The sequence below is a fragment of the Micromonospora sp. B9E7 genome (genome assembly GCF_039871815.1).
In the GTDB taxonomy this organism is placed as follows: domain Bacteria; phylum Actinomycetota; class Actinomycetes; order Mycobacteriales; family Micromonosporaceae; genus Micromonospora.
In genome coordinates this window covers 66,198-85,936 of sequence record NZ_JBDPLX010000030.1, presented here as the reverse complement: position 1 = coordinate 85,936, position 19,739 = coordinate 66,198, and the positions used below count along the sequence as shown (strand labels likewise).

20 protein-coding genes and 1 pseudogene are annotated in these 19,739 nt (G+C 69.6%); 10 read left to right on the top strand and 11 right to left on the bottom strand.

The window, feature by feature from the left end:
• A pseudogene (locus ABGB10_RS31310) lies at positions 1 to 118 on the top strand (IS30 family transposase); the annotation flags it as partial.
• A gap of 67 nt (positions 119 to 185) precedes the next feature.
• Here ABGB10_RS31310 and ABGB10_RS31305 read toward each other — a convergent pair.
• The 5 genes from ABGB10_RS31305 to ABGB10_RS31285 form a co-directional block, all read right to left on the bottom strand.
• Positions 186 to 839, bottom strand: coding sequence for an O-methyltransferase (locus ABGB10_RS31305; protein ID WP_347664583.1), 654 nt, complete (start codon positions 837 to 839; stop codon positions 186 to 188).
• Positions 836 to 1,504 (bottom strand): nucleoside triphosphate pyrophosphatase, encoded by a 669-nt coding sequence (locus ABGB10_RS31300; RefSeq protein ID WP_347664582.1) that lies wholly within the window; start codon positions 1,502 to 1,504, stop codon positions 836 to 838. The genes ABGB10_RS31305 and ABGB10_RS31300 overlap by 4 nt, the downstream gene beginning before the upstream one ends.
• A gap of 158 nt (positions 1,505 to 1,662) precedes the next feature.
• A complete protein-coding gene (gene mycP, locus ABGB10_RS31295) occupies positions 1,663 to 2,760 on the bottom strand; it encodes a type VII secretion-associated serine protease mycosin (protein ID WP_347664589.1) in 1,098 nt (365 codons plus the stop codon).
• 1,423 nt (positions 2,761 to 4,183) lie between these two features.
• Positions 4,184 to 4,642: a hypothetical protein gene (locus ABGB10_RS31290; protein ID WP_347664581.1), complete on the bottom strand. Its 459-nt coding sequence runs from the start codon at positions 4,640 to 4,642 to the stop codon at positions 4,184 to 4,186.
• An 89-nt stretch (positions 4,643 to 4,731) separates the two neighbouring features.
• Positions 4,732 to 4,926 (bottom strand): acyl-CoA carboxylase subunit epsilon, encoded by a 195-nt coding sequence (locus ABGB10_RS31285; RefSeq protein WP_347664580.1) that lies wholly within the window; start codon positions 4,924 to 4,926, stop codon positions 4,732 to 4,734.
• Between the two features lie 90 nt (positions 4,927 to 5,016).
• Here ABGB10_RS31285 and ABGB10_RS31280 point away from each other — a divergent pair, with 90 nt between their 5' ends.
• On the top strand, positions 5,017 to 7,026 hold the full coding sequence (locus ABGB10_RS31280) for a protein kinase (protein ID WP_347664579.1): 2,010 nt from the start codon (positions 5,017 to 5,019) through the stop codon (positions 7,024 to 7,026).
• A gap of 64 nt (positions 7,027 to 7,090) precedes the next feature.
• Positions 7,091 to 7,318 carry a hypothetical protein gene (locus ABGB10_RS31275; RefSeq protein ID WP_347664578.1) on the top strand — a complete coding sequence of 76 codons (228 nt, stop codon included), beginning with the start codon at positions 7,091 to 7,093 and terminating at the stop codon, positions 7,316 to 7,318.
• Positions 7,319 to 7,394: 76 nt separating this feature from the next.
• Here ABGB10_RS31275 and ABGB10_RS31270 read toward each other — a convergent pair whose 3' ends face one another.
• Together ABGB10_RS31270 and ABGB10_RS31265 are read right to left on the bottom strand one after the other, a co-directional pair.
• Complete coding sequence (locus ABGB10_RS31270; protein WP_347664588.1) at positions 7,395 to 8,147, bottom strand: GH25 family lysozyme; 753 nt, start codon at positions 8,145 to 8,147, stop codon at positions 7,395 to 7,397.
• Positions 8,148 to 8,272: 125 nt separating this feature from the next.
• Entirely contained in the window at positions 8,273 to 8,521 is a 249-nt protein-coding gene (locus ABGB10_RS31265) for a Uma2 family endonuclease (protein ID WP_347664577.1), read from the bottom strand.
• 56 nt (positions 8,522 to 8,577) lie between these two features.
• On the opposite strand from ABGB10_RS31265, the gene ABGB10_RS31260 reads away from it, so the two are divergent.
• From ABGB10_RS31260 to ABGB10_RS31245, 4 genes are all read left to right on the top strand, one after another.
• The gene (locus ABGB10_RS31260) at positions 8,578 to 9,321 is read left to right on the top strand and encodes a M50 family metallopeptidase (RefSeq protein ID WP_347664576.1); all 744 of its coding nucleotides are present in this window, start codon (positions 8,578 to 8,580) and stop codon (positions 9,319 to 9,321) included.
• Between the two features lie 120 nt (positions 9,322 to 9,441).
• The gene (locus tag ABGB10_RS31255; RefSeq protein WP_347664575.1) at positions 9,442 to 10,425 is read left to right on the top strand and encodes a 2-dehydropantoate 2-reductase N-terminal domain-containing protein; all 984 of its coding nucleotides are present in this window, start codon (positions 9,442 to 9,444) and stop codon (positions 10,423 to 10,425) included.
• A 62-nt stretch (positions 10,426 to 10,487) separates the two neighbouring features.
• The gene (locus tag ABGB10_RS31250; RefSeq protein ID WP_347664574.1) at positions 10,488 to 10,988 is read left to right on the top strand and encodes a SigE family RNA polymerase sigma factor; all 501 of its coding nucleotides are present in this window, start codon (positions 10,488 to 10,490) and stop codon (positions 10,986 to 10,988) included.
• Positions 10,981 to 11,829: a hypothetical protein gene (locus ABGB10_RS31245; protein ID WP_347664573.1), complete on the top strand. Its 849-nt coding sequence runs from the start codon at positions 10,981 to 10,983 to the stop codon at positions 11,827 to 11,829. Before ABGB10_RS31250 ends, ABGB10_RS31245 begins: the two co-directional genes overlap by 8 nt.
• Before the next feature lie 308 nt (positions 11,830 to 12,137).
• On the opposite strand, the gene ABGB10_RS31240 is transcribed toward ABGB10_RS31245, so the two are convergent.
• Positions 12,138 to 13,721: an acyl-CoA carboxylase subunit beta gene (locus ABGB10_RS31240; protein ID WP_347664572.1), complete on the bottom strand. Its 1,584-nt coding sequence runs from the start codon at positions 13,719 to 13,721 to the stop codon at positions 12,138 to 12,140.
• Positions 13,722 to 13,805: 84 nt separating this feature from the next.
• Here ABGB10_RS31240 and ABGB10_RS31235 point away from each other — a divergent pair, with 84 nt between their 5' ends.
• Positions 13,806 to 14,681, top strand: coding sequence for a biotin--[acetyl-CoA-carboxylase] ligase (locus ABGB10_RS31235; protein WP_347664571.1), 876 nt, complete (start codon positions 13,806 to 13,808; stop codon positions 14,679 to 14,681).
• 173 nt (positions 14,682 to 14,854) lie between these two features.
• Positions 14,855 to 15,427, top strand: a complete 573-nt coding sequence (locus ABGB10_RS31230) for a PH domain-containing protein (RefSeq protein ID WP_347664570.1) — start codon at positions 14,855 to 14,857, stop codon at positions 15,425 to 15,427.
• A 45-nt stretch (positions 15,428 to 15,472) separates the two neighbouring features.
• Here ABGB10_RS31230 and ABGB10_RS31225 read toward each other — a convergent pair whose 3' ends face one another.
• The 3 genes from ABGB10_RS31225 to ABGB10_RS31215 all read right to left on the bottom strand — a co-directional run bounded on the left by ABGB10_RS31225 (position 15,473) and on the right by ABGB10_RS31215 (position 17,454).
• Positions 15,473 to 16,141, bottom strand: coding sequence for a MaoC/PaaZ C-terminal domain-containing protein (locus ABGB10_RS31225; RefSeq protein WP_347664569.1), 669 nt, complete (start codon positions 16,139 to 16,141; stop codon positions 15,473 to 15,475).
• Entirely contained in the window at positions 16,138 to 16,842 is a 705-nt protein-coding gene (locus ABGB10_RS31220) for a GtrA family protein (protein ID WP_347664587.1), read from the bottom strand. The genes ABGB10_RS31225 and ABGB10_RS31220 overlap by 4 nt, the downstream gene beginning before the upstream one ends.
• A gap of 63 nt (positions 16,843 to 16,905) precedes the next feature.
• Entirely contained in the window at positions 16,906 to 17,454 is a 549-nt protein-coding gene (locus ABGB10_RS31215) for a GtrA family protein (protein ID WP_347664568.1), read from the bottom strand.
• Positions 17,455 to 17,881: 427 nt separating this feature from the next.
• Here ABGB10_RS31215 and ABGB10_RS31210 point away from each other — a divergent pair, with 427 nt between their 5' ends.
• The gene (locus ABGB10_RS31210) at positions 17,882 to 19,726 is read left to right on the top strand and encodes a phosphoenolpyruvate carboxykinase (GTP) (protein WP_347664567.1); all 1,845 of its coding nucleotides are present in this window, start codon (positions 17,882 to 17,884) and stop codon (positions 19,724 to 19,726) included.
• Positions 19,727 to 19,739: the final 13 nt, after the last annotated feature.

Genomic DNA, 19,739 nt, shown 5'->3' with positions numbered 1-19,739 from the left:
GACCCAGGACGACCTCGACGCGGTCGCCCGCGAACTCAACGGACGACCACGCCAAACTCTCGACTGGCAGAATCCAGCCGAGGTACTCCACAAACACCTGGTTGCAACAGCCGCTTGAAACCGCCCGCGTGGGATGCCGCGACTTCCAGGAACACGAGTGGATCAGAGGGCCGACCTGTCGCCAGTCAGCGCACCCGGGCGAGGGTGAGGCCGTCCGCGATCGGCAGCATCACCGGGTCCACCCGCACGTCGGCGACAACCTCGTCGTTGAAGGCGGCGATGGCCCGGTCGCTGACGTCCCGCGGTGCGATGACGCGGCCGCCGCGCAGCACGTTGTCGACCGCGATCACCCCACCCGGACGCATCCGTGGCACCAACTCCGCCCAGTAGACCGGGTAGCCCGTCTTGTCCGCGTCGATGAACGCGAAATCCAGGTAGCGCTCCTGCGGCAACTCCCGAAGCCGGTCACCGGCCGGGCCGATCCGCAGCTCGATCCGGTCCTGCACGCCGGCCCGATCCCAGTAGCGCCGGGCGATGCCGGTGAACTCCTCGGAGATGTCAAAGCAGGTCAACTGCCCACCGTCGGGCAGACCACGGGCGATAGCCAGCGACGACAGTCCGGTGAACGTGCCGACCTCGACGGCCTGCCGCACGCCGAGGAGTCGGGTGAGGAAGGTCAGGAAGGCCGCCTGCTCCGGCGCCACCTGCATCGTGGCGTGCTCCGGCAACACCGACCGGGTCTCCTCGGCCAGGTCCCGGATGATCTCGTCCGGTGGGGAGCCGTGTGCGACAAGGTAAGCGTGCAGCTCGTCGGTGAGCGGGATCGACTTGGTGGTCATGACCGGACCGTACCGAGTGGCTCGACGGTCTGGCCGCCCGGCGCGACCTTCGTCCAGAGGTCGGTGATCCGCAGATCAAGCTCGGCGAGAAGGCGTCGCAGCAACGGCATCGACAACCCGACAACCGTGCCCGGGTCACCCTCGATCCGCTCCACGAACGGCCCACCCAGCCCGTCGATCGTGAACGCGCCGGCCACGGCCAGCGGCTCACCACTGGCCACGTACGTCGCGATCTCGTCGTCACTGATGTCAGCGAAGTGGACAGTCGTCGAGGCGACCGCCTCCGCGCGCCGCCCGGCAACAACGTCGATCAGGCAGTGCCCACTGTGCAGAACCCCACTACGTCCCCGCATCCGCCGCCAACGCCGGGTCGCATCCGCCGGATCCGCCGGCTTACCGAGGATCTCCCCGTCGAAGGCCAGCACCGAGTCGCAGCCGACCACCAACGTCCGCTGATCGTTGGCCGGGCTCAACCGGGTCAGCACCGCCTGGGCCTTGAGCCGCGCCAACTCCAGGCACAACTCCTCGGCCCGTTCGGCCACCACGAGGGATTCGTCCACCCCACTGACCAGCACATCCGGCTCGATGCCAGCGGCCTGGAGGAGCTTACGACGGGCAGGGCTCGCCGAAGCGAGCACAAGGCGGAGCGGCAAAGAGTCAGACACGAGCCCGACGTTACCGGCAACCCACCCGCCAGACCGCCACCCGCGCCCGATCGCTTCGGGCTCCTTGATCGACTCGCACTCCTTGAAGTCGCGGTGTCCTGCTGGCCCGGATACCGCGACTTCAAGAAACCCGAGTCGATCAGCCTGTCGCAGACCGATCAGCGACTAATTCTGGGCGGCGGATCATCACTGCGGCGCCGACGCCGCGTCACCACCGCCCAAGCGACCCCGGCAGCCACGATCACGCCCAGAGTGGCCAAGCCACGCGCCGTAGCGTCGCTGTCGTCATCATCCGGTCGCCGCCTGGCGGCCGTCGTCGACGGGCCAGCACCGGCCGGCGCGCTCACCGACTCAAACCCCAGCGGCGGTACGTCTGCCGTCAGTGCCGCCACCAGATCGATCACGCCATAGCCGTACTCGTCGTCGCGCCCAGGCGGGCCCTTGTCAACGGCCGTGGCCGTGAGCCGGTGTGCTACCTCTCGTGCGGGCAGGTAGGGGTACTTGGACCTGATCAAGGCCGCCGCCCCTGCCACGATCGCCGTCGCGTCGGAGGTTCCGGTGCCCTTGCGGTACTTGCCGTCGAGACTCGTGCTGTAGATGTCGACCGCAGGTGCGACCACGTCAATCTCCGGTCCGGTCACGGAAATGGCTGCGCGATTCCCATCTCGGTCGATTCCACCTACTGCCAGAACGCCATCAACAGATGCAGGAAAGCCTACCTGGGCGTCGGCGGGTTGATTACCTGCAGCGGCGACGATTACGACATTTGCAGCGAGGGCCGATCTGATCGCTTCACGCAAGGCAGGGCTAGAGCCACCCGCACTTGAGATGCTGATGACGCCGGCGCCGGAAGATGTCGCGTATTCAATCGCTTTGCCCAGATTGTCTGGGCTGCTTTGGTTGTCTATTCCTGAGGATAAAATCGGCAGGATTTTTGCCCTTGGAGCAATGCCTCTAGCCCCTTTATTATTGCTTTGCCCGTGGGCGGCGATGAGGCCAGCCATGCCAGTGCCGTGACTATTCCGGTCGCCGTGTCCATTGCTGCGCTCTCCGTCGGCGATATCGATGCCTTGAAGAAGGTTGCCTGCCAGATCTGGATGCGGGGCAACGCCTGTGTCCGGGACAGCGACGATGACGCCCTCACCTTGACTGATCGTGTTTGCTTCGGCGCAAGCAAGCGTGATCAAATGCCACTGATCGGCGCGAACTCGATCGGGGCCTTCATCAATTGGTTGGTTGTGTGGTCCTGCGGCGATTGAAATTCCGGATAGGAGGGTGGCCCCTATGCAAGACAAAAGCAGGAAAGCTGCACGTATTGCCGGTACCCTCACCGGTCCATGCCGATTGCAGGTCCTGGATCTATTGGGCCATCTTCATCCGGAGGTAGGACCACTGGATTGACCCCTCGTTTGGTCTCCCAGGGGTTGTCCGGGTCCCAATGGTTCGGTTCTGTGCTGTCACCTCGGCCGGGTCGGCCAGACCCGCCCGACCCGGCGCTCCAGATTCCGGGTGCTCCGCCGTTCGGCAGCATGCCATGTCCGCCAGAGAAACCCCTGCCGGCCGAAGGGCGGGAACCTGCCGCGCCGGTGGGGGATGTTCCCGCGCCACCACCGCCAATGACGCCTCCAATTGGGTTAACACGTCGTGAAGGACTGCCGCTGCCCTCCGGCTGTCGGATCGGCGGTGTGCCACCGATGACTCCTCCAGGGGGCGTTATTCGCAGTGGTTCCGATGCGGGCCCGCGAAGTGGACCGTGTGGGCCAATTGAAGTCGGCCTCCCTGTGGGTCCTCCGTTGCGCTGGTTCGATGTCGGACTATTGGATATCGGCGAATACGGTGGCGTCATGCTTGGTTGGGGTGCTAGCTGAGCCGAAGTTGATACAGAATTAGGAAGCGTGCTACCTGAGTTCGGGACAACTCCTGCCCCGGTGCCGCCGAGGACTGGTCCATTTCCGGTCGCGACGGGTATAGGTGCAGCGGCTGCTCCCGTTGTCGGGGGGATGATTGTCGCCGTACTTCTTGTCATGGGTACAGCCACCACCGGCGGAATGATAGGCGCGAATCCGCTGCCGTAAACATCTGGATTTGAGATGTCCTTGCCGGCTTGCGGAGGGGCAGTGGGTGGTTTTTGGAGTGTCGCTTGGGCTTGTTGGAGTTCGCCGCTGAGGCCGAACATCATGCTCCGGGCCTGCACGTTCAGCTGTTCCAACTCCCCATCGGCAACCGGTGGGGTGGCGGCCCGGTTGCCCATCACCGCTTTCGGGTCGGCGGCGATTGATTCGTACGCCTGCTTCTGTTGGAGCTTGGTCGCGTACACCTCGTGGACTTTGCGGAGCGCGGCGCGGGTGGTGGTGATGGCCTGGGTGGCGGCGGACAGCGCGGTGTAGTTCGCGGCGGCGGCGTCGTGGGTGCGCTGGACCTTGTCGATCAGTTGGTCGAGTTCGGCGAGGTACGTGCTGGAGGCGGCGCTGGTTTCGGGTGGCCATGCGGCGGCGAGCCCGCGCCGGTATTCCTGGAGACGGCCGAGGTGGGTCTGCGCCAGGTCGCAGACCTTTCGCCAGCCGGCGACCTGCTTCCAGTGGTTGGCGGTGTCGTGGTCGTGCAGGCAGGCCCACATGCTGTTGACGTCCATGAGCTGCCAGTCGGTGAGGCCGGAGGTGCGGCCGGAGCCTCGTTCGATCACGGCAGGACCACCGGCCCTTCGGCGTCGGGGCCGGTCGGGTCGGCAAGCATCGGCGTCGGCCCGCCGGGTAGGACGGCGCTCGGGTCGGCGAGGGCAAGCCGTACGTCGACCACCCTGGCTGCGGTGAAGGCGTCGCTGTCGGCGTAGTGGGTGGCGACCCGATCGGCGGCGGCGGCGAGGTGGCCGGTGGCGCCTCGGACGGCGTAGACCATGTCGGCGGTGGCCTGCTGCGTCTCGTGGTGCGCATGCAGGAACGTGACCAACTCGACGAAGGCGTCGCACGGGTTGGGCAGTTTCGCGGACATGTCCTCGGCGATGTACGACAGGTGGGGCGCGTAGTTGCTCTCGACTTCGGCGGCGAGCCGGTCGGCGAAGTCGCGGAGCTGCCTGATGTCGGCCTCGATGCCGCCGTATCCGCGCAACCAGGGCGCTGGCCGGCCCTCCTCAGGGATCACGGATCCTCCCTACGTGTGACGGCACCGCTTCCCTGAGTGAGGGTAGCGGCTCGTCAAGCCCCTGGCAGCCCCCGTCCGGGTAGGTCGGGTCAGCGGGGCAGGCCGGCGGCGCGCCACCCGCCGGGGCCGGCCGGACGCCCGCTGCGCGCCCAGGCGGACGCGGTCATCGGGGCGGGGGTCACGGCTGGGCGGGAGCGGACGACGATCGCCCCGACGAGAGCGGCCAACTCCTCGGCGGTGGGTACACCGCGGACGACCCGGATCAGCGGCTCTTCGGCAGACATGACGCCAGGGTACGCGGCGCGAAGTTGCGGGAAGCGGACAGTGGCGTGCCGGCGGTGTGAGCGTCGGCGGGTCCGGGTACCGTCTCAGCGATGTCGAACGCGCTTCCCCAACTTGTCGCTGACCGATACCGGCTCCTGTCGCCGCTCGGCCAGGGTGGCATGGGCCGGGTGTGGAAGGCGCGCGACGAGGTGCTGCACCGGGACGTCGCCATCAAGGAGTTGGTGCCGCCGCCCGGTCTCACCGACGAGGAACGCCGCGAGATGCGGGAGCGCTCGTTGCGGGAGGCCCGGGCCATCGCCCGGCTCAACCACGCCAATGTCGTTCGCATCTTCGACGTGCTGCGCACCGACGGCGATCCGTGGATCGTCATGGAGTACGTGGCGTCGAAGTCGTTGCAGGACACACTCGCCGAAGACGGCCCGGTGTCGGTGGCCCGCACGGTGGAGATCGGGCTCGGTGTGCTGGGTGCGCTCAGCGCCGCGCACAAGGCGGGCGTCATGCACCGCGACGTCAAGCCGGGCAACGTGTTGCTCGGCGAGGACGGCCGGGTGGTGTTGACCGACTTCGGCCTCGCCACGATTCCGGGCGACCCGAACGTGACCCGCACCGGCATGGTGCTCGGCTCGCCCGCGTACATCTCTCCGGAGCGTGCCCGGGACGGCACGGCCGGGCCGGAGGCCGACCTGTGGTCGCTGGGAGCGACGCTCTACGCGGCCGTCGAGGGCAAGTCGCCGTACGCCCGGCCCTCGGCGATCGGCACCCTGGCCGCGCTGGCCACCGAGCCGATCCCGCCGCCGAAGAACGCCGGCCCGCTCAAGGCCGTGCTCAACGGGCTGCTGCGCAAGGACCCGAACGAGCGGATCACCGCCGAGGTGGCGGAGCGGTTGCTGCGCCGCGCCGGAGGCAAGCGGTCGCGCGGGATCTCACTGCTCGATGGAGTACGCCGACCGGGGCCGAACGGTCCGCGTGAGCCGCGCCTGCCGGTGGTGCCGGCCCCGCGACCCGCCGAGAGTGTCGACCGGCCGGTGTCACCACCACCAGCCGCCGCGGCGTCGGCTGCTGCCGTGTCGCCGGCCGCCGACGCGGCACCGGCCGCCGCCGCGACCTCTGCCGCCACGCCGACGGCCGCCGACGCCACACCGACGGCCGTGGTTTCGTCCGGTGTGGATGCCGCCCCGGCCGCGTCGGAGCCGACCGCCACGATCGACCGCCCGGCCCCGTCCGACGCCGACCCGACCGCGAAGGTCACGGTCACGGGCGACACCACCGACGACGGTACGACCAACGACGACGAGCCGACGGTTGTCGACGGCCCGCCGGTGGCTCCGGAGCAGCGCAAGCCGTCGACCCCGACGGCGCTGATGCCTCCGGTGGGTCCGGCCGGTCGCGCGGCGGTGCCGCTGTCGGACGGCACGAAGCCGAACAACACCCGCCGCAACGTGCTGGTCGGGGCCCTGGTCGCGCTGCTGCTGATCGGCCTCGTGGTTGTCGTGCCGATGCTGACCAAGGACGACGACAAGACCCCGCAGGCCAACCCGACCGGTGCGGCCACGACCTCGGCGCCCGCGCCGACCTCAGCTGCCGCGCCACCACCGCCGACGACGGGTGCGCCCACCCCGTCGGCCTCGGCCACGCCCTCGGCGGACCCGAACGCGCTACCGGCAGGCTGGAAGCTGCACAAGGACCCGGCAGGCTTCGCCCTGCCGATGCCCGACGGCTGGGTGCGTAGCCAGGTCAACGGCAACACGGTCGTCTTCAACCAGTCCAACGGGCCGGGAAAGCTGCTCGTGCAGTGGACCAATTCCCCGAAGAAGGATGCGGTAGCGGACTGGCGGGAGCAGGAGCCAAACCGCAAGAGGCTCGTCAACAACTACCAGAACCTCGGCATCGTGGCCTGCGACTTCTGGAAGACCTGCGGCGACTGGGAGTGGCTGGAGACCCGGGACGGGCAGCGGATCCACGTCCGTAACCGTGGGTTCGTGACGGCCAGTGACCGGGGCTACGCCCTGCGGTGGGAGATCGCGGAGAAGGACTGGCAGGCCAAGCTGCCGGACTTCGACCGGATCGCCAAGGGCTTCGTGCCCGACCGCCAGGACTGAAGCTCCTCGCATGACCTTCCGTCGTTCTGGGTATTTGACCTTCGACGACGGAGGGAGGCACGACATGGGTTACCGACGGAGGGACACCCGGCCTCGGCTGGCACTGTGGATGCTCGTCGCGCTCGGCGACGCGATCCTGCTGCTGGTCGCCGTGGGGGTTCCGGCGCTCATCGCACTGCTCGGCGTCGTGATCGTTGCTGGTTCCGGGGTGGCCGCCTGGCGGCTGTCGCGCAGGGGTGCTCTGGCTCGCGAGGAAGCTGTGGTGCCGGCCCTGAGCCGGCGGCGGGCCTGAATCGACGGTGTGGCGGCAGCCGGACCGATTGTCGACCGTGAGGTGACCGTCGATCCCGCTGCCGCCAACGGCCCGGTCAGGTGTTGTTGGCCAGGGCGATCAGGCGGCTCCGGTCGCCGTTCCAGTAGTTGCGGTCCACGTTGCCGCTGATCCCGGAGACAGCGCCGGTGCTGGTGTACTGCCAGAAGCTCCACACCGACGCGCCGGCCGGCAGGGCGCCGGGCGTGCTCGACCAGCGGGCCAGCCAGAGCGGGTGGTTCGCCCACGGGCCGGTCCAGTTGCCGGTGCACTGGTTCCACCAGCTCGTGGTGGTGTAGATGACCGCGTACCGGCCGGTGCGGGAGCGGTAGGTGTTCAGGAAGTCCTGCACCCAGTTGCGCATGCCGGTCGTGCTGAGCCCGTAGCAGTAGCCGCCGCTGTACGGGTTGCCCTCGATGTCCAGCGCGGCCGGCAGGGTGCGGCTGTCCGCGGACCAGGCCCCGCCGTTGGAGGCCAGGTAGTTGGCCTGGGTGGAGCCGGCGGAGATGTTCGGTCGGGCGAAGTGGTACGCCCCGCGGATCACCCCGGCGTTGTACGCGTTGACGTAGTTCGCGTTGAAGTTCGGGTCCTTGTAGCTGGTGCCCTCGGTCGCCTTGATGAAGGCGAACTGGATGCCTGCGTTGCGCACGCTGGTCCAGTTGATGGTGCCCTGGTAGCGGGACACGTCGACGCCGGGTGTGGTGGCGGCGGCCGCCGGTCCGGCGGTCGCGACCAGGGCCGCCGCCGCGGTGGCGAGGACGGTGAGGCCGGCCGCGAGCGCGCGGCGCAGCGATGACGAGGTACGGGCCATGAGTGCCTCCAAGAGGATCGCTCTATCGATATCCATCTTTGGAGGTTAGTGCCCAAGATCGCAATAGTGACTGAAGAAAGTTACATCGACGGGCCGCGAAGGCCCGGTGCTCGGGGAGGGATGGTTCAGCGCAGCGAGGCCGGGTCGAGCTGCCAGCGGAACGGCTCGACGACGGTCAGCGTCTCGCCGGGCTTGGCCACCTGGTCCTCGACGTAGTGCTCACCGTCCAGCCGGAACAGCCGCAACGAGTGGCCGTCACCGTCCTGCTCGACCAGCAGGTACCAGGGGATTCGCGCGATGGCGTAGAGCTGCATCTTGAGTAGACGATCGGCGGCGGCGTCGCCCGGCGAGACGACCTCACCAACCAGGGACACCCGGTCAGCGTCGAGAAAAGTGCCTTCGTGGAACGCCGCCGGTAGGCTCGCGCCCCATGATGTCGATCGACGGACTGGGCGACCTGTGGGACACGCTGTTCGGCGCGCAGCCGGACCCGCCCGCGCTGCTGGTGCTGATCACCGCCGCCGTGGCGCTGGTGGTGGTGTCCACCCGTCTGCCCTGGCGGATCGCCCGTAACGCCATCACCATCGCGCACGAGGGTGGCCACGCCCTGGTGGCCCTGCTCACCGGCCGCAAGCTGCGCGGCATCCGGTTGCACTCGGACACGTCCGGGTTGACGCTGTCCGCCGGACGTCCCACCGGGCCGGGCATGATCCTCACCCTGCTCGCCGGATACGTCGCCCCGCCACTGGTCGGGTTGGCCGGCGCGTGGCTGCTCGGCGGCAACCGGATCACACTCCTGCTCTGGGTGGCGGTGGTGCTGCTGCTGGCCATGCTCGTCATGATCCGCAACGCCTTCGGCGTGGTGTCGCTGCTGGTCACCGGTGCGCTGGTGTTCGCCGTCTCCTGGTACGCCACCCCGCAGGTCCAGGCCGCGTTCGCGTACGCCGGGGTGTGGTTCCTGTTGCTCGGTGGGGTGCGGCCGGTGGTCGAGCTGCAACGGCTGCGCTCGCGGGGCCGGATGCCCGCCTCCGACGCCGACCAGCTCGCCGGACTGACCCCGTTCCCGGCGATCTTCTGGGTGACCGTCTTCGCGTTGATCAACCTGGCCGCCCTGGTCGCAGGCGCCCTGCTGCTGACCGGCCCGATCCTCACCGACGCGGGCCTGACCGTCTGACTCTCCTCAGTCGATCATGGAGTTGTGGTGGGCCGCGAAAGCCGCGATCCGTCCGTAATCGGGCACCAGAACTCCATGATCGACGGCGATGCCCGGGCTGCGGGCGGGCAGAATGAGTCCATGCGATACGTGATCATCGGGGCAGGTGCGGTCGGCGGGACCATCGGCGTACTGCTGGACCAGGCTGGCCGGGACGTGACACTGGTGGCCCGGGGTGCGCACCTCGACGTGATCCGGGAGCGGGGTCTGACCCTGCGGCAGCCCGACGGCGAGATCACCGCCCGGCTCGCCGCCACGGACGGGCCCGGCGACGAGCCGCTGCCGGCGGACACGGTGCTGGTCCTCACCGTCAAGTCGCAGGACACCGCCGGCGCGCTGGCCGCCTGGGTGGACGCGCCGGTGGCCGGCGGCGGTACGGCCGGTGAGCGGCTGCCGCTGGTGACCGCGCAGAACGGGGTGGCGAACGAGCGGGCCGCGCTGCGCCTCTTCGCCGACGTGCACCCGGTCTGCGTCTGGCTGCCCGCCACCCACCTGGACCCGGGGGTGGTGGTGGCCAACGGCTACCCGCACCCGGGAATGCTCCACATCGGCCGCTACCCGAGCGGTGCCGACGACACCGACCGGGCGATCGCCGCGGACCTGGACGCCGCCGGCTTCGTCGCCCCGGTGCGCGCGGACGTGCTGCGCTGGAAGTACGGCAAGCTGCTCAGCAACCTGGGCAACGGGCTACAGGCGCTGCTCGGCCGGGACATCCCCGACGAGTTGGCCGAGCGGGTACGCGCCGAGGGCGTCGCCGTGCTCGCCGCCGCCGGGATCGCGCACACCTCACCGGAGGAGGAGAAGGCCGAACGTGGTGACCTGGTCGGCCAGCGCCCGGTCGACGGGGAGGCCCGCTCCGGTGGCTCCACCTGGCAGAGCCTGGCCCGGGGCACCGGTTCGACCGAGGTCGACCACCTCAACGGAGAGGTCGCGCTGCTCGGCCGGCTGCACGGCGTACCGACGCCGACGAACGTCGCCGTCCAACGGGCGGTACGCCAGGCGGTCCGGGAGGGGATCGGGGCCGGCGCGTTTCCACTCGCCGACCTGGAGAAGATGATCGCCTGACCGGGGCAACCGACCACCCGGCCCCGCGCGTGTTCCCTCCGACCGACACGGGGAGGTAGCGGGTGCCGGACGTCGACGGGTTCGACGAGTTCTACCGGGGGAGTCGGCAACGGCTGCTCGGGTTCGTCTACGCCCTCACCGGCGACCGGGGCGAGGCGCAGGACGCCGTGCAGGAGGCGTACATCCGGGCCTGGCAGCGCTGGTCCACGGTCGGTGGGTACGACGATCCGGAGGCGTGGGTGCGGGTGGTGGCCAGCCGGATCGCCGTCAGCCGGTGGCGCAGCCTGCGCAGTCGGGCCCGCGCGTACCTGCGGCACGGGGCCACCGACACCGTTCCCGGCCCGGGCACCGACACCGTCGAGGTGGTCGCCGCGCTGCGGCGGCTGCCGGAGGAGCAACGCGTCGCCATCGCCCTCTACTACCTGATGGGCATGCCGGTCGCCGAGGTGGCACGGGAGACCGAAGCCCCGGTGGGCACGGTGAAGGCCCGACTCTCCCGGGGGCGTGCCACGCTCGCCGGGCTGCTCGCCGTCTCTGACCTGGAGGAGGCCGCCGATGCGTGACGATCCGACCTTCGTCGAACAGATCCAGCGGGAGTTGCAGGACGTGCGCTGGCTCGAGCCGGCGGAGATCCGCTCCCGGGCCCGCCGTCGCAGCCAGCGCAAGATCGTGGTGGCCACCGTCGTGCTGGCCCTCGCCGGGGTCTCCGCCGTGGCGGTCGCCGCCCCGGGGAAGTCTCCGTCAGCCGGCGCGCCAGCCGCCGCGCCGGCCCGCGGCGAGATCACCGCCGACGCACTGTTGCAGCCGGCCGACCTGGCGCAACCGGTCGCCGTCCAGCTCAGTGAATCAGGGCTGGGGGAGCCGGTCCGGCTGGAGGACATACTCGGCCACTGCCGGACCAGCCAGGCGCTACCGGAGGGCTGGCAGATCTCCCGGTGGTCCCGCTCGCAGACCCTGCTGCGGGAGCACCCGCCGGGCGTCCGGGAGGACCGGCGGGTACTGGTCATGCAGGATCTCTTCCGGCTGACGCCGGAGGCGGCCACCCAGGTCTTCGCCAGTCTGGACGACCTTGTCGCTCCCTGTGCCCAATGGCTGAGCGTCGGGCCGATCCCGGCGGCAGGAGGCACCCGCACGGCAGAAGTGCTGCATCGGTGGGCGGTGGCGCGGCGGGGCTTCGCCGGGGACGACGCCGCCATCCTGCAGGACTCGCTCACCGCCCCCCGCGACGTGCAGACCGGGGAGCCGCTCGCCGATGATCCGACGCCGATCCTGCTGGCGGTCGTCCGGGTCGGCGACACCGTCTCGGTGCTCCGCCTCGGCTACGAAAGCACCGAGGCGGAACTCATGCAGCTCGCCGTGGCGGCGGCCACCCGGATGTGCGCCGCCGCCAACCCGCCCTGCTGACCCCGCCCCGCCCCGCCCCGCACGGACGAAGACCCCGCCCACGCGCGCGCCGACCCCGCCCACGCGCGCGATGACCCCGCCCACGCGCGCGATGACCCCGCCCACGCGCGCGATGACCCCGCCCACGCGCGCGATGACCCCGCCCACGCGCGCGATGACCCCGCCCACGCGCGCGATGATCCGCACAACATCGGGGACGTTGGTGCCTCGCGAGCCCCGGAGGCAGCACTTTACGTGAAGTTGCGCGGATCAGGCCGGCGCGAGCCGGGCGCGAGACACGCGCGGCGCGGGTCGGGGTGGGTCGGGGATCAGAGCGGGATGTTGCCGTGCTTCTTCGGGGGCAGGGTCTCCCGCTTGGTGCGCAGGACACGCAGCGCCCGCACGATCTGCGTACGCGTCTCGTGCGGCGGGATCACCGCGTCGACGTACCCGCGCTCGGCGGCCACGTACGGGTTGGCCAGGGTGTCCTCGTACTCGGCGATCTTCTCGGCCCGTACCGCCGCCGGGTCGTCCGCGCCGGCCAGCTCGGAGCGGTAGAGGATGTTCACCGCTCCCTGCGCGCCCATCACGGCGATCTGGGCGGTCGGCCAGGCGAAGTTCAGGTCTGCGCCGAGGTGCTTGGAGCCCATCACGTCGTACGCCCCGCCGTACGCCTTGCGAGTGATCACGGTGACCTTGGGGACGGTCGCCTCGGCGTACGCGTAGATGAGCTTGGCGCCCCGGCGGATGATGCCGTCCCACTCCTGGCCGGTGCCGGGCAGGAAGCCGGGCACGTCCACGAAGGTCAGCACCGGGATGTTGAACGCGTCGCAGGTGCGGACGAACCGGGCGGCCTTCTCCGAGGCGGCGATGTCCAGGGTGCCGGCGAAGTGCATCGGCTGGTTGGCGACCACGCCCACCGGCCGTCCCTCGACCCGGCCGTAGCCGACCACGATGTTCTGCGCGTAGAGCGGTTGGACCTCGAGGAAGTCCCCGTCGTCGAGGACGTGCTCGATCACCGTGTGGATGTCGTACGGCTGGTTGGCGGAGTCCGGGATCAGGGTGTCCAGCTCGCGGTCCTCGTCACTGATCTCCAGCGAGGCGGGAGCCTCGAACACCACCGGCTCGTCGAGGTTGTTCGACGGCAGGTACGACAGCAGCGCCTTCACGTAGTCGACCGCGTCCTCCTCGTCGCTGGCGAGGTAGTGCGCGTTGCCGCTGCGGGAGTTGTGCGTACGCGCCCCGCCCAGCTCCTCCATGCCGACGTCCTCACCGGTCACCGTCTTGATGACGTCTGGTCCGGTGATGAACATGTGCGAGGTCTGGTCGACCATCACGGTGAAGTCGGTGACCGCCGGGGAGTAGACCGCGCCGCCGGCGCAGGGACCCATCACCAGCGAGATCTGCGGGATGACACCGGAGGCCCGTACGTTGCGGAAGAAGATCTCCCCGTAGAGGCCGAGCGAGACCACGCCCTCCTGGATGCGTGCGCCACCGGAGTCGTTGATGCCGACCACCGGGCAGCCGATCTTCATGGCCAGGTCCATCACCTTGACGATCTTCTCGCCGAAGACCTCACCGAGTGAGCCACCGAAGACCGTGAAGTCCTGTGCGAAGACGCACACCTGTCGGCCGTCCACCGTGCCGTAGCCGGTGACCACGCCGTCGCCGTACGGACGGTTCTTCTCCAGCCCGAAGGCCGTGGACCGGTGCCGGGCCAGCTCGTCCAGCTCGACGAAGGAGCCCTCGTCGAGCAGCATCTCGATCCGCTCGCGGGCGGTCCTCTTGCCGCGGGCGTGCTGCTTCTCGACCGCGCGGGCCGACCCGGCGTGCACCGCCTCGTCGACCCGGCGCTCCAGGTCCGCCAGCTTGCCCGCGGTGCTGTGGATGTTGGTCCCGGTCTCGGTAGTCACCCAGGGAATATAACGATGGTTCAGGTGGGTGCCGCTGTGCAGTACGCCTCAGTGCCGACGCGACGACCGCCGTAGGCTGACGGGATGTCGGGCTCCCCGTACACCGATCTGGACCGCCCGCCGCTGTCGGCGGCCCGGCTGCGCCGCGCGTTGGTCGCGCCGAACGGGCCGTGGGCCCGGCTGGAGCTACGCACCGAGACCGGCTCCACCAACGCCGACGTGGCCGAGGCCGCTCGGGCCGGCGAGCCCGAGGGTCTGGTCGTGGTCGCCGAGCAGCAGACCGCCGGGCGTGGCCGACGCGGTCGGGTCTGGCAGTCGCCGGCCCGGGCCGGCATCACCACCAGCGTGCTGCTGCGGCCCGGCGAGGCCGTGCCGGACCGCGGTTGGCTGGCGGTGCCACCCACGGGGTACGGGTGGCTGCCGTTGCTGGCCGGCGTGGCGCTGGTGGAGGCGGTGGCCCGGTTGGCCGAGCTGGAGGCCACCCTCAAGTGGCCCAACGACCTGCTGATCGACGACGCGAAGTGCGCGGGCGTGTTGGCCGAGGTGGTGCCCGGGCGTTCACCGGACGAGCCGGCGGCCATCGTGCTCGGCATCGGGCTCAACGTGACGCTGCGCGCGGACGAGCTGCCGGTGAACCCGACCGGGCTGCCGGCCACGTCGCTGCAACTGGCCGGCGCGGCGGCCACCGACCGGGACCCGCTGCTGCGTGCGCTGCTGCGCTCGGTGGCCGAGTGGTACGAGCGTTGGCGTTCGGCGAGCGGCGATGCGGTGGCCAGCGGCCTGCGCGACGCCTACCTGGCAGCCTGCGCGACGATCGGCCGTGAGGTGCGCGTCATGCTTCCCGACGGTGAGGTGCTGAGCGGCACCGCGACCGGGGTGGACCGGGACGGCCAGCTCCAGGTGGCCACTGCGACCGCCATCCGCACCCTGGCCGCCGGTGACGTCCTCCACCTGCGCTGATCCACTTCTCGCGATGCCGGGGTCGCATCCCGCGTACGACGGACGGGAGCCGCGCGGTGCCGGCCCACTTTGCATGATCGTGAAGAGTGGGGTGGGGCCGCGTGGCGGATGTTGTGGTGGGCTCTGGGGGGTTTACCGTCTGCGCGTCGAGAAGATGGCGTTGGAGGTTTCCCGTGGCGTTTCCCGAAGATGTGCTCACCAAGGACGAGCACGTCGTGCTGCACCTACATCCGCACTGGAAGGCACTGATCCGGCCGATCGCGGTGCTGGTGCTGGCGATCGCCGCGGTGGTGGTCGGCGTGCTCCTGCTGCCCGAGAGCAGCGGCGGTTCGATCGCGCTGGCCGTGATCGGGGTGATCGCCCTGGTCGCGGTGCTGTGGCTCGGTCTGTGGCCGTTCCTGGTCTGGCGTACCACCCACTACCTGTTCACAAATGAACGCGTGCTGTTGCAGCAGGGTGTCTTCTCCCGGGACCGGCGGGACCTCCCGCTCACCCGGATCAACGACCACTCGATGAACCAGCACTTCTTCGAGCGTCTGCTGGGCTGCGGCACGCTCACCATCGAGTCGGCCGGCGAGCGCGGCCAGTCGGTGCTGGCCGACGTGCCGGGGGTCAGCCGTGTGCAGACCACCCTCTACGAGTTGGTCGAGGCGCAGCACGACAAGCACTCGTTGGGCGACGGGGAGATGCGCGACATCCTGGCCGACATGAGCGAGGGTAAGCCGCTGCGCGACACCACGACCTGATCGTCCGGAACGACGGTGACCCGCCCCGACCGAAGTCGGGGCGGGTCAGTCGTGCGGTTCGACAGTGGGCGGGGCGCTCGCGGGCGGTACGGCCCCGTCCGCCGACGGCGAGCTGGCGGCCGCTTCGGCTGCGCCGCTTTCGGGCAGGTCGGTGGCGGGTGCGCCGGCTTCCGGCAGGTCGGTGGCGGGTGTGCCGGCTCCGGGTGGGTCGCCCTCGGTCGGTCGCGCGGCGAACCAGCCACGGAACCGGGTGCGCAGCACCTCCTGCTCGGGCCGGTCGTCCGGGCCGAGGCGGAGCATGGTGCCGGTGAGGCTGACGGTGCCGAGCCCCGGCCGGGCGGTGGACGGTCGGGCGCCCATCACGTCGACCCGGACGGCGAGCCGGTCGCCCGCGCGCACGGGAGCGAGCCAGCGCAGCTCCTCCAGGCCGGGAGAGGCGTCCGCCGCCGCCCGGGACAGCAGGTGGTCGACGTAGGCGCGCATGAACAGGCTGACCGTGTAGAAGCCGCTCGCGATCAACCCACCGTGCCGGCTCTCCCCGGCCAGGTCGGGGTCGACGTGGTACCACTGCGGGTCGAATCGACGGGCGAAGGCGACCATCTCGTCGCCGTCCACGGTGACCACGCCGAGATCGACGGTGAGCCCGGGGACGAGATCCTCGAAGAACAGCTCGGCGGGTTGCCCGGTGCCGGAGCGCGCGGCGGCTGTCGTCACCGGCGGGGTGAGCGGCGGGTGCCGACGTGCAGTTCCGCGGCGAGTTCCGCGTCCAGGTCGGCAGCGGGGCTGACGCTCAACCGCCTGGGCCGCCCCTGCGTGGGAGCGCCGGGCGGTGGGTCGCCACGGTGCGCGGCCTCCGCCTCCTCCAGCTCGGAGACTGACTCGGCGAGCTCGGCGACCGGGTCCATCTCCGCCATGGTGTCCCACTCGTCGCGCGGGATGTCGTGCCAGGTGGAATCCGACTTCGTCTCGTCCTCGACCGCCGTGACCGGCTGGAAGACGAAGGTCCGGTAGGACCAGAAGCGGAACAGTGTGGCGAGCAGGACGCCGACGGTCTTGGCCACGTTCAATGCGAGCAGGCCGTGCACGCCGAGGCCGTACTTGGCCGCAGCCACCGCACCGAGCTCAATGAGGAGGCCAGCGCCATTGAAAAGGAAGAAAAGGACGTATTCTCGTCGAAGTGCCGATTTCGGGCGATCCCGGTACGTCCAGTGCCGATTCATGAGGTACGACGTGATCGTGGCGACGATGGTCGCGATCACGGTTGCCTTCAACTGACCATTGACGAAGACGGTCAGTGCAAGGGCATTGAACACCGCGTAATTGATGACGGTGTTGATGCCGCCGACGATGCCGAACTTGAGCGCCTCGTGGATGATCTTCTGCCAGCGCTCAGGCAGCAGACGGACAAGACGCATGCGAAACACCTTAGGGCAGTCGTGGCGGCCGGCGATCACCGGCCGAACAGGGTGGGCGGCAGGTCACGCCCCGTGGTCACGGTCGGGCATGACCTGCGGAACGGTCGGGGTTCCCGCTTCGACGAAGACGAACCGCCGGTACGACCAGAATCGGAACAGCGTGCCGAGCCCTGTGCCGACGATGTAGCTGGCCACGTTGTCGGCCAGGCGTGTCTCGAACACGGCCGGCCAGATGCTGCCGAGCCCGTATCGACTGATCGCGAGGCAGGCCACCGCGATGCCGAGCCCAACTGCGTTGAACAGGAAGAACAGCGCGTACTCGCGGGCCGGGTTGTTGCGCTGACGGTGGCGCCACGTCCAGAACCGGTTGCCCACGAAGGCGACGGAGGCCGCGATCACCGTGGAGATCGTCTTGGCTGTCAGCTCTTCCACGCCGCGACTGCTCGTCAGGTAGTTGAAGAGCGCGAAGTCGATGAGGAAGGCGACGCCGCCCACGGTGGCGAACTTGCTCATCTCGCGGACGAGGTGACCGAAGCGGTCCAGCAGGGTGCGGACCAGACCCGTTCGGGTCTGCCGGGGACCCGGTTGCTCCCCGGTCATCGTGGCGGCCACGGGGCGAGCCTACCGGCTGTGGACCAGTCAGCGGGGTAGCAACGGCGAGCGGGTGTGGCCGCGCACGGGAGGTCAGCGCCGTGTGCGGAACGGTTGAACGCAGCGTAACCAATTGGGAGGACTGTCGCGGCCCGGAACGGGAATCCACGCACCGGTCGGCGGGGCATGTCCACGGCCCGACCGCAACAAGAGTCCGCCGGGGTGCACAACAAGATTTGCGTGAAACTGCGCGGGAAAGCGGGTATTAGCTCGTGATGCCGCAGCGTAGCCGTAGCTTGTGCAGTTCTTCACAACCAGTCCCACTGACTCGGAAGGCTGTCCGGTTTACGCTGAGGCCAATCCCAGGTTTCCACGAAGGCGACGCATCGCGCCGCTGAGTCTCGTGCATCCCATAGATCGGTCAGCGTCGACCACAAGGAGATGTGTCATGGTTGCTCCGGCTGTTGTGCGGGGTATCGATCAGGCCCCGACGTCCCACCCGAAACTGCTCGCCTGGGTCCGTGAGGTCGCGGAACTGACCACCCCCGACCGTGTCGTCTGGGTGGACGGGTCCGACGAGGAGTGGCGCCGCCTCACCGACGAGCTGGTCGAGGCCGGGACGCTGGTCCGACTGAACCCGGAGAAGAAGCCCAACTCGTTCTACGCGCGTACCGATCCGACGGACGTCGCCCGGGTCGAGGAACGCACCTACATCTGCTCCGTCGACGAGGCGGACGCCGGCCCCACCAACAACTGGATGGCGCCGGCCGAGATGAAGCGGACGATGACGGATCTGTACCGGGGCTCGATGCGCGGTCGCACGATGTACGTCATTCCGTTCGTGATGGGCCCGGTCGAGGCCGAGTCTCCGATGTTCGGTGTCGAGATCACCGACAGCCCGTACGTGGTCGCGTCGATGCGCATCATGACGCGGATGGGCGCCCGGGTCCTCGAGGCGATGGGTGACGACGCGGACTTCGTGCACGCCCTGCACTCGATCGGCGCGCCGCTCGCCCCCGGTCAGCAGGACGTCGCCTGGCCGTGCAACGAGACCAAGTACATCTCGCACTTCCCGGAGACGCGGGAGATCTGGTCGTACGGCTCCGGTTACGGCGGCAACTCGCTGCTCGGCAAGAAGTGCTACTCCCTGCGGATCGCCAGCGTGATGGGCCGGGACGAGGGCTGGCTCGCCGAGCACATGCTGATCCTCAAGATCACCTCGCCGGAGGGCAAGACCTACCACATCGCCGGCGCGTTCCCGTCCGCCTGCGGCAAGACCAACCTCGCCATGGTGGAGCCGACCATCCCGGGTTGGAAGGTCGAGACCATCGGCGACGACATCGCCTGGATGCGGTTCGGCCCGGACGGCCGCCTCTACGCGGTCAACCCCGAGTACGGCCTGTTCGGCGTCGCGCCCGGCACCGACTGGAAGACCAACGCCAACGCCATGCGCACCCTGGACCGGGGCAACTCCGTCTTCACCAACGTCGGCCTCACCGACGACGGGGACGTCTGGTGGGAGGGCATGGGCGAGCCGCCGGCGCACCTGATCGACTGGAAGGGCAACGACTGGACGCCGGAGAGCGACAGCCTCTCCTCCCACGCGAACAGCCGGTTCTGCACCCCGATCACCCAGTGCCCGATCCTCGCCGACGAGTACTTCGACCCGAACGGCGTGCCGATCGACGCGATCCTCTTCGGTGGCCGCCGCAAGGACACCGTCCCGCTGGTGACCGAGGCCCGCGACTGGGTGCACGGCGTCTACATGGGTGCCACGCTCTCCTCGGAGACCACCGCGGCCGCGTCCGGTGCCGTCGGCGTGGTCCGTCGGGACCCGATGGCGATGCTGCCGTTCATCGGCTACCACGCCGGGGACTACTTCCGGCACTGGATCGAGATGGGCAAGGGCGCCGACGGTGACGAGGCGAAGCTGCCGAAGATCTACTACGTCAACTGGTTCCGCAAGGACCCGGAGGGCTCGTTCCTCTGGCCGGGCTTCGGGGAGAACTCCCGGGTGCTCAAGTGGGTCGTCGAGCGGATCGAGGGCACGGCCGGCGCGGTCGAGACCCCGGTGGGCATGGTTCCCGCACCGGACGCGCTGGACGTCGAGGGCCTGGACATGACCCCGGAGGACGTCCGGATCGCCCTGAAGGTCGACCCGGACGAGTGGCGCAACGAGCTGCCGATGATCACCGAGTGGTTCGAGAAGTTCGGTGACAAGCTGCCCGGTGTGCTCTGGGCCGAGCTGGACGCGCTGCGTGCGCGTCTGGACGCAGCGCAGCCGCAGCGGTAGGTGTGAAGACCGC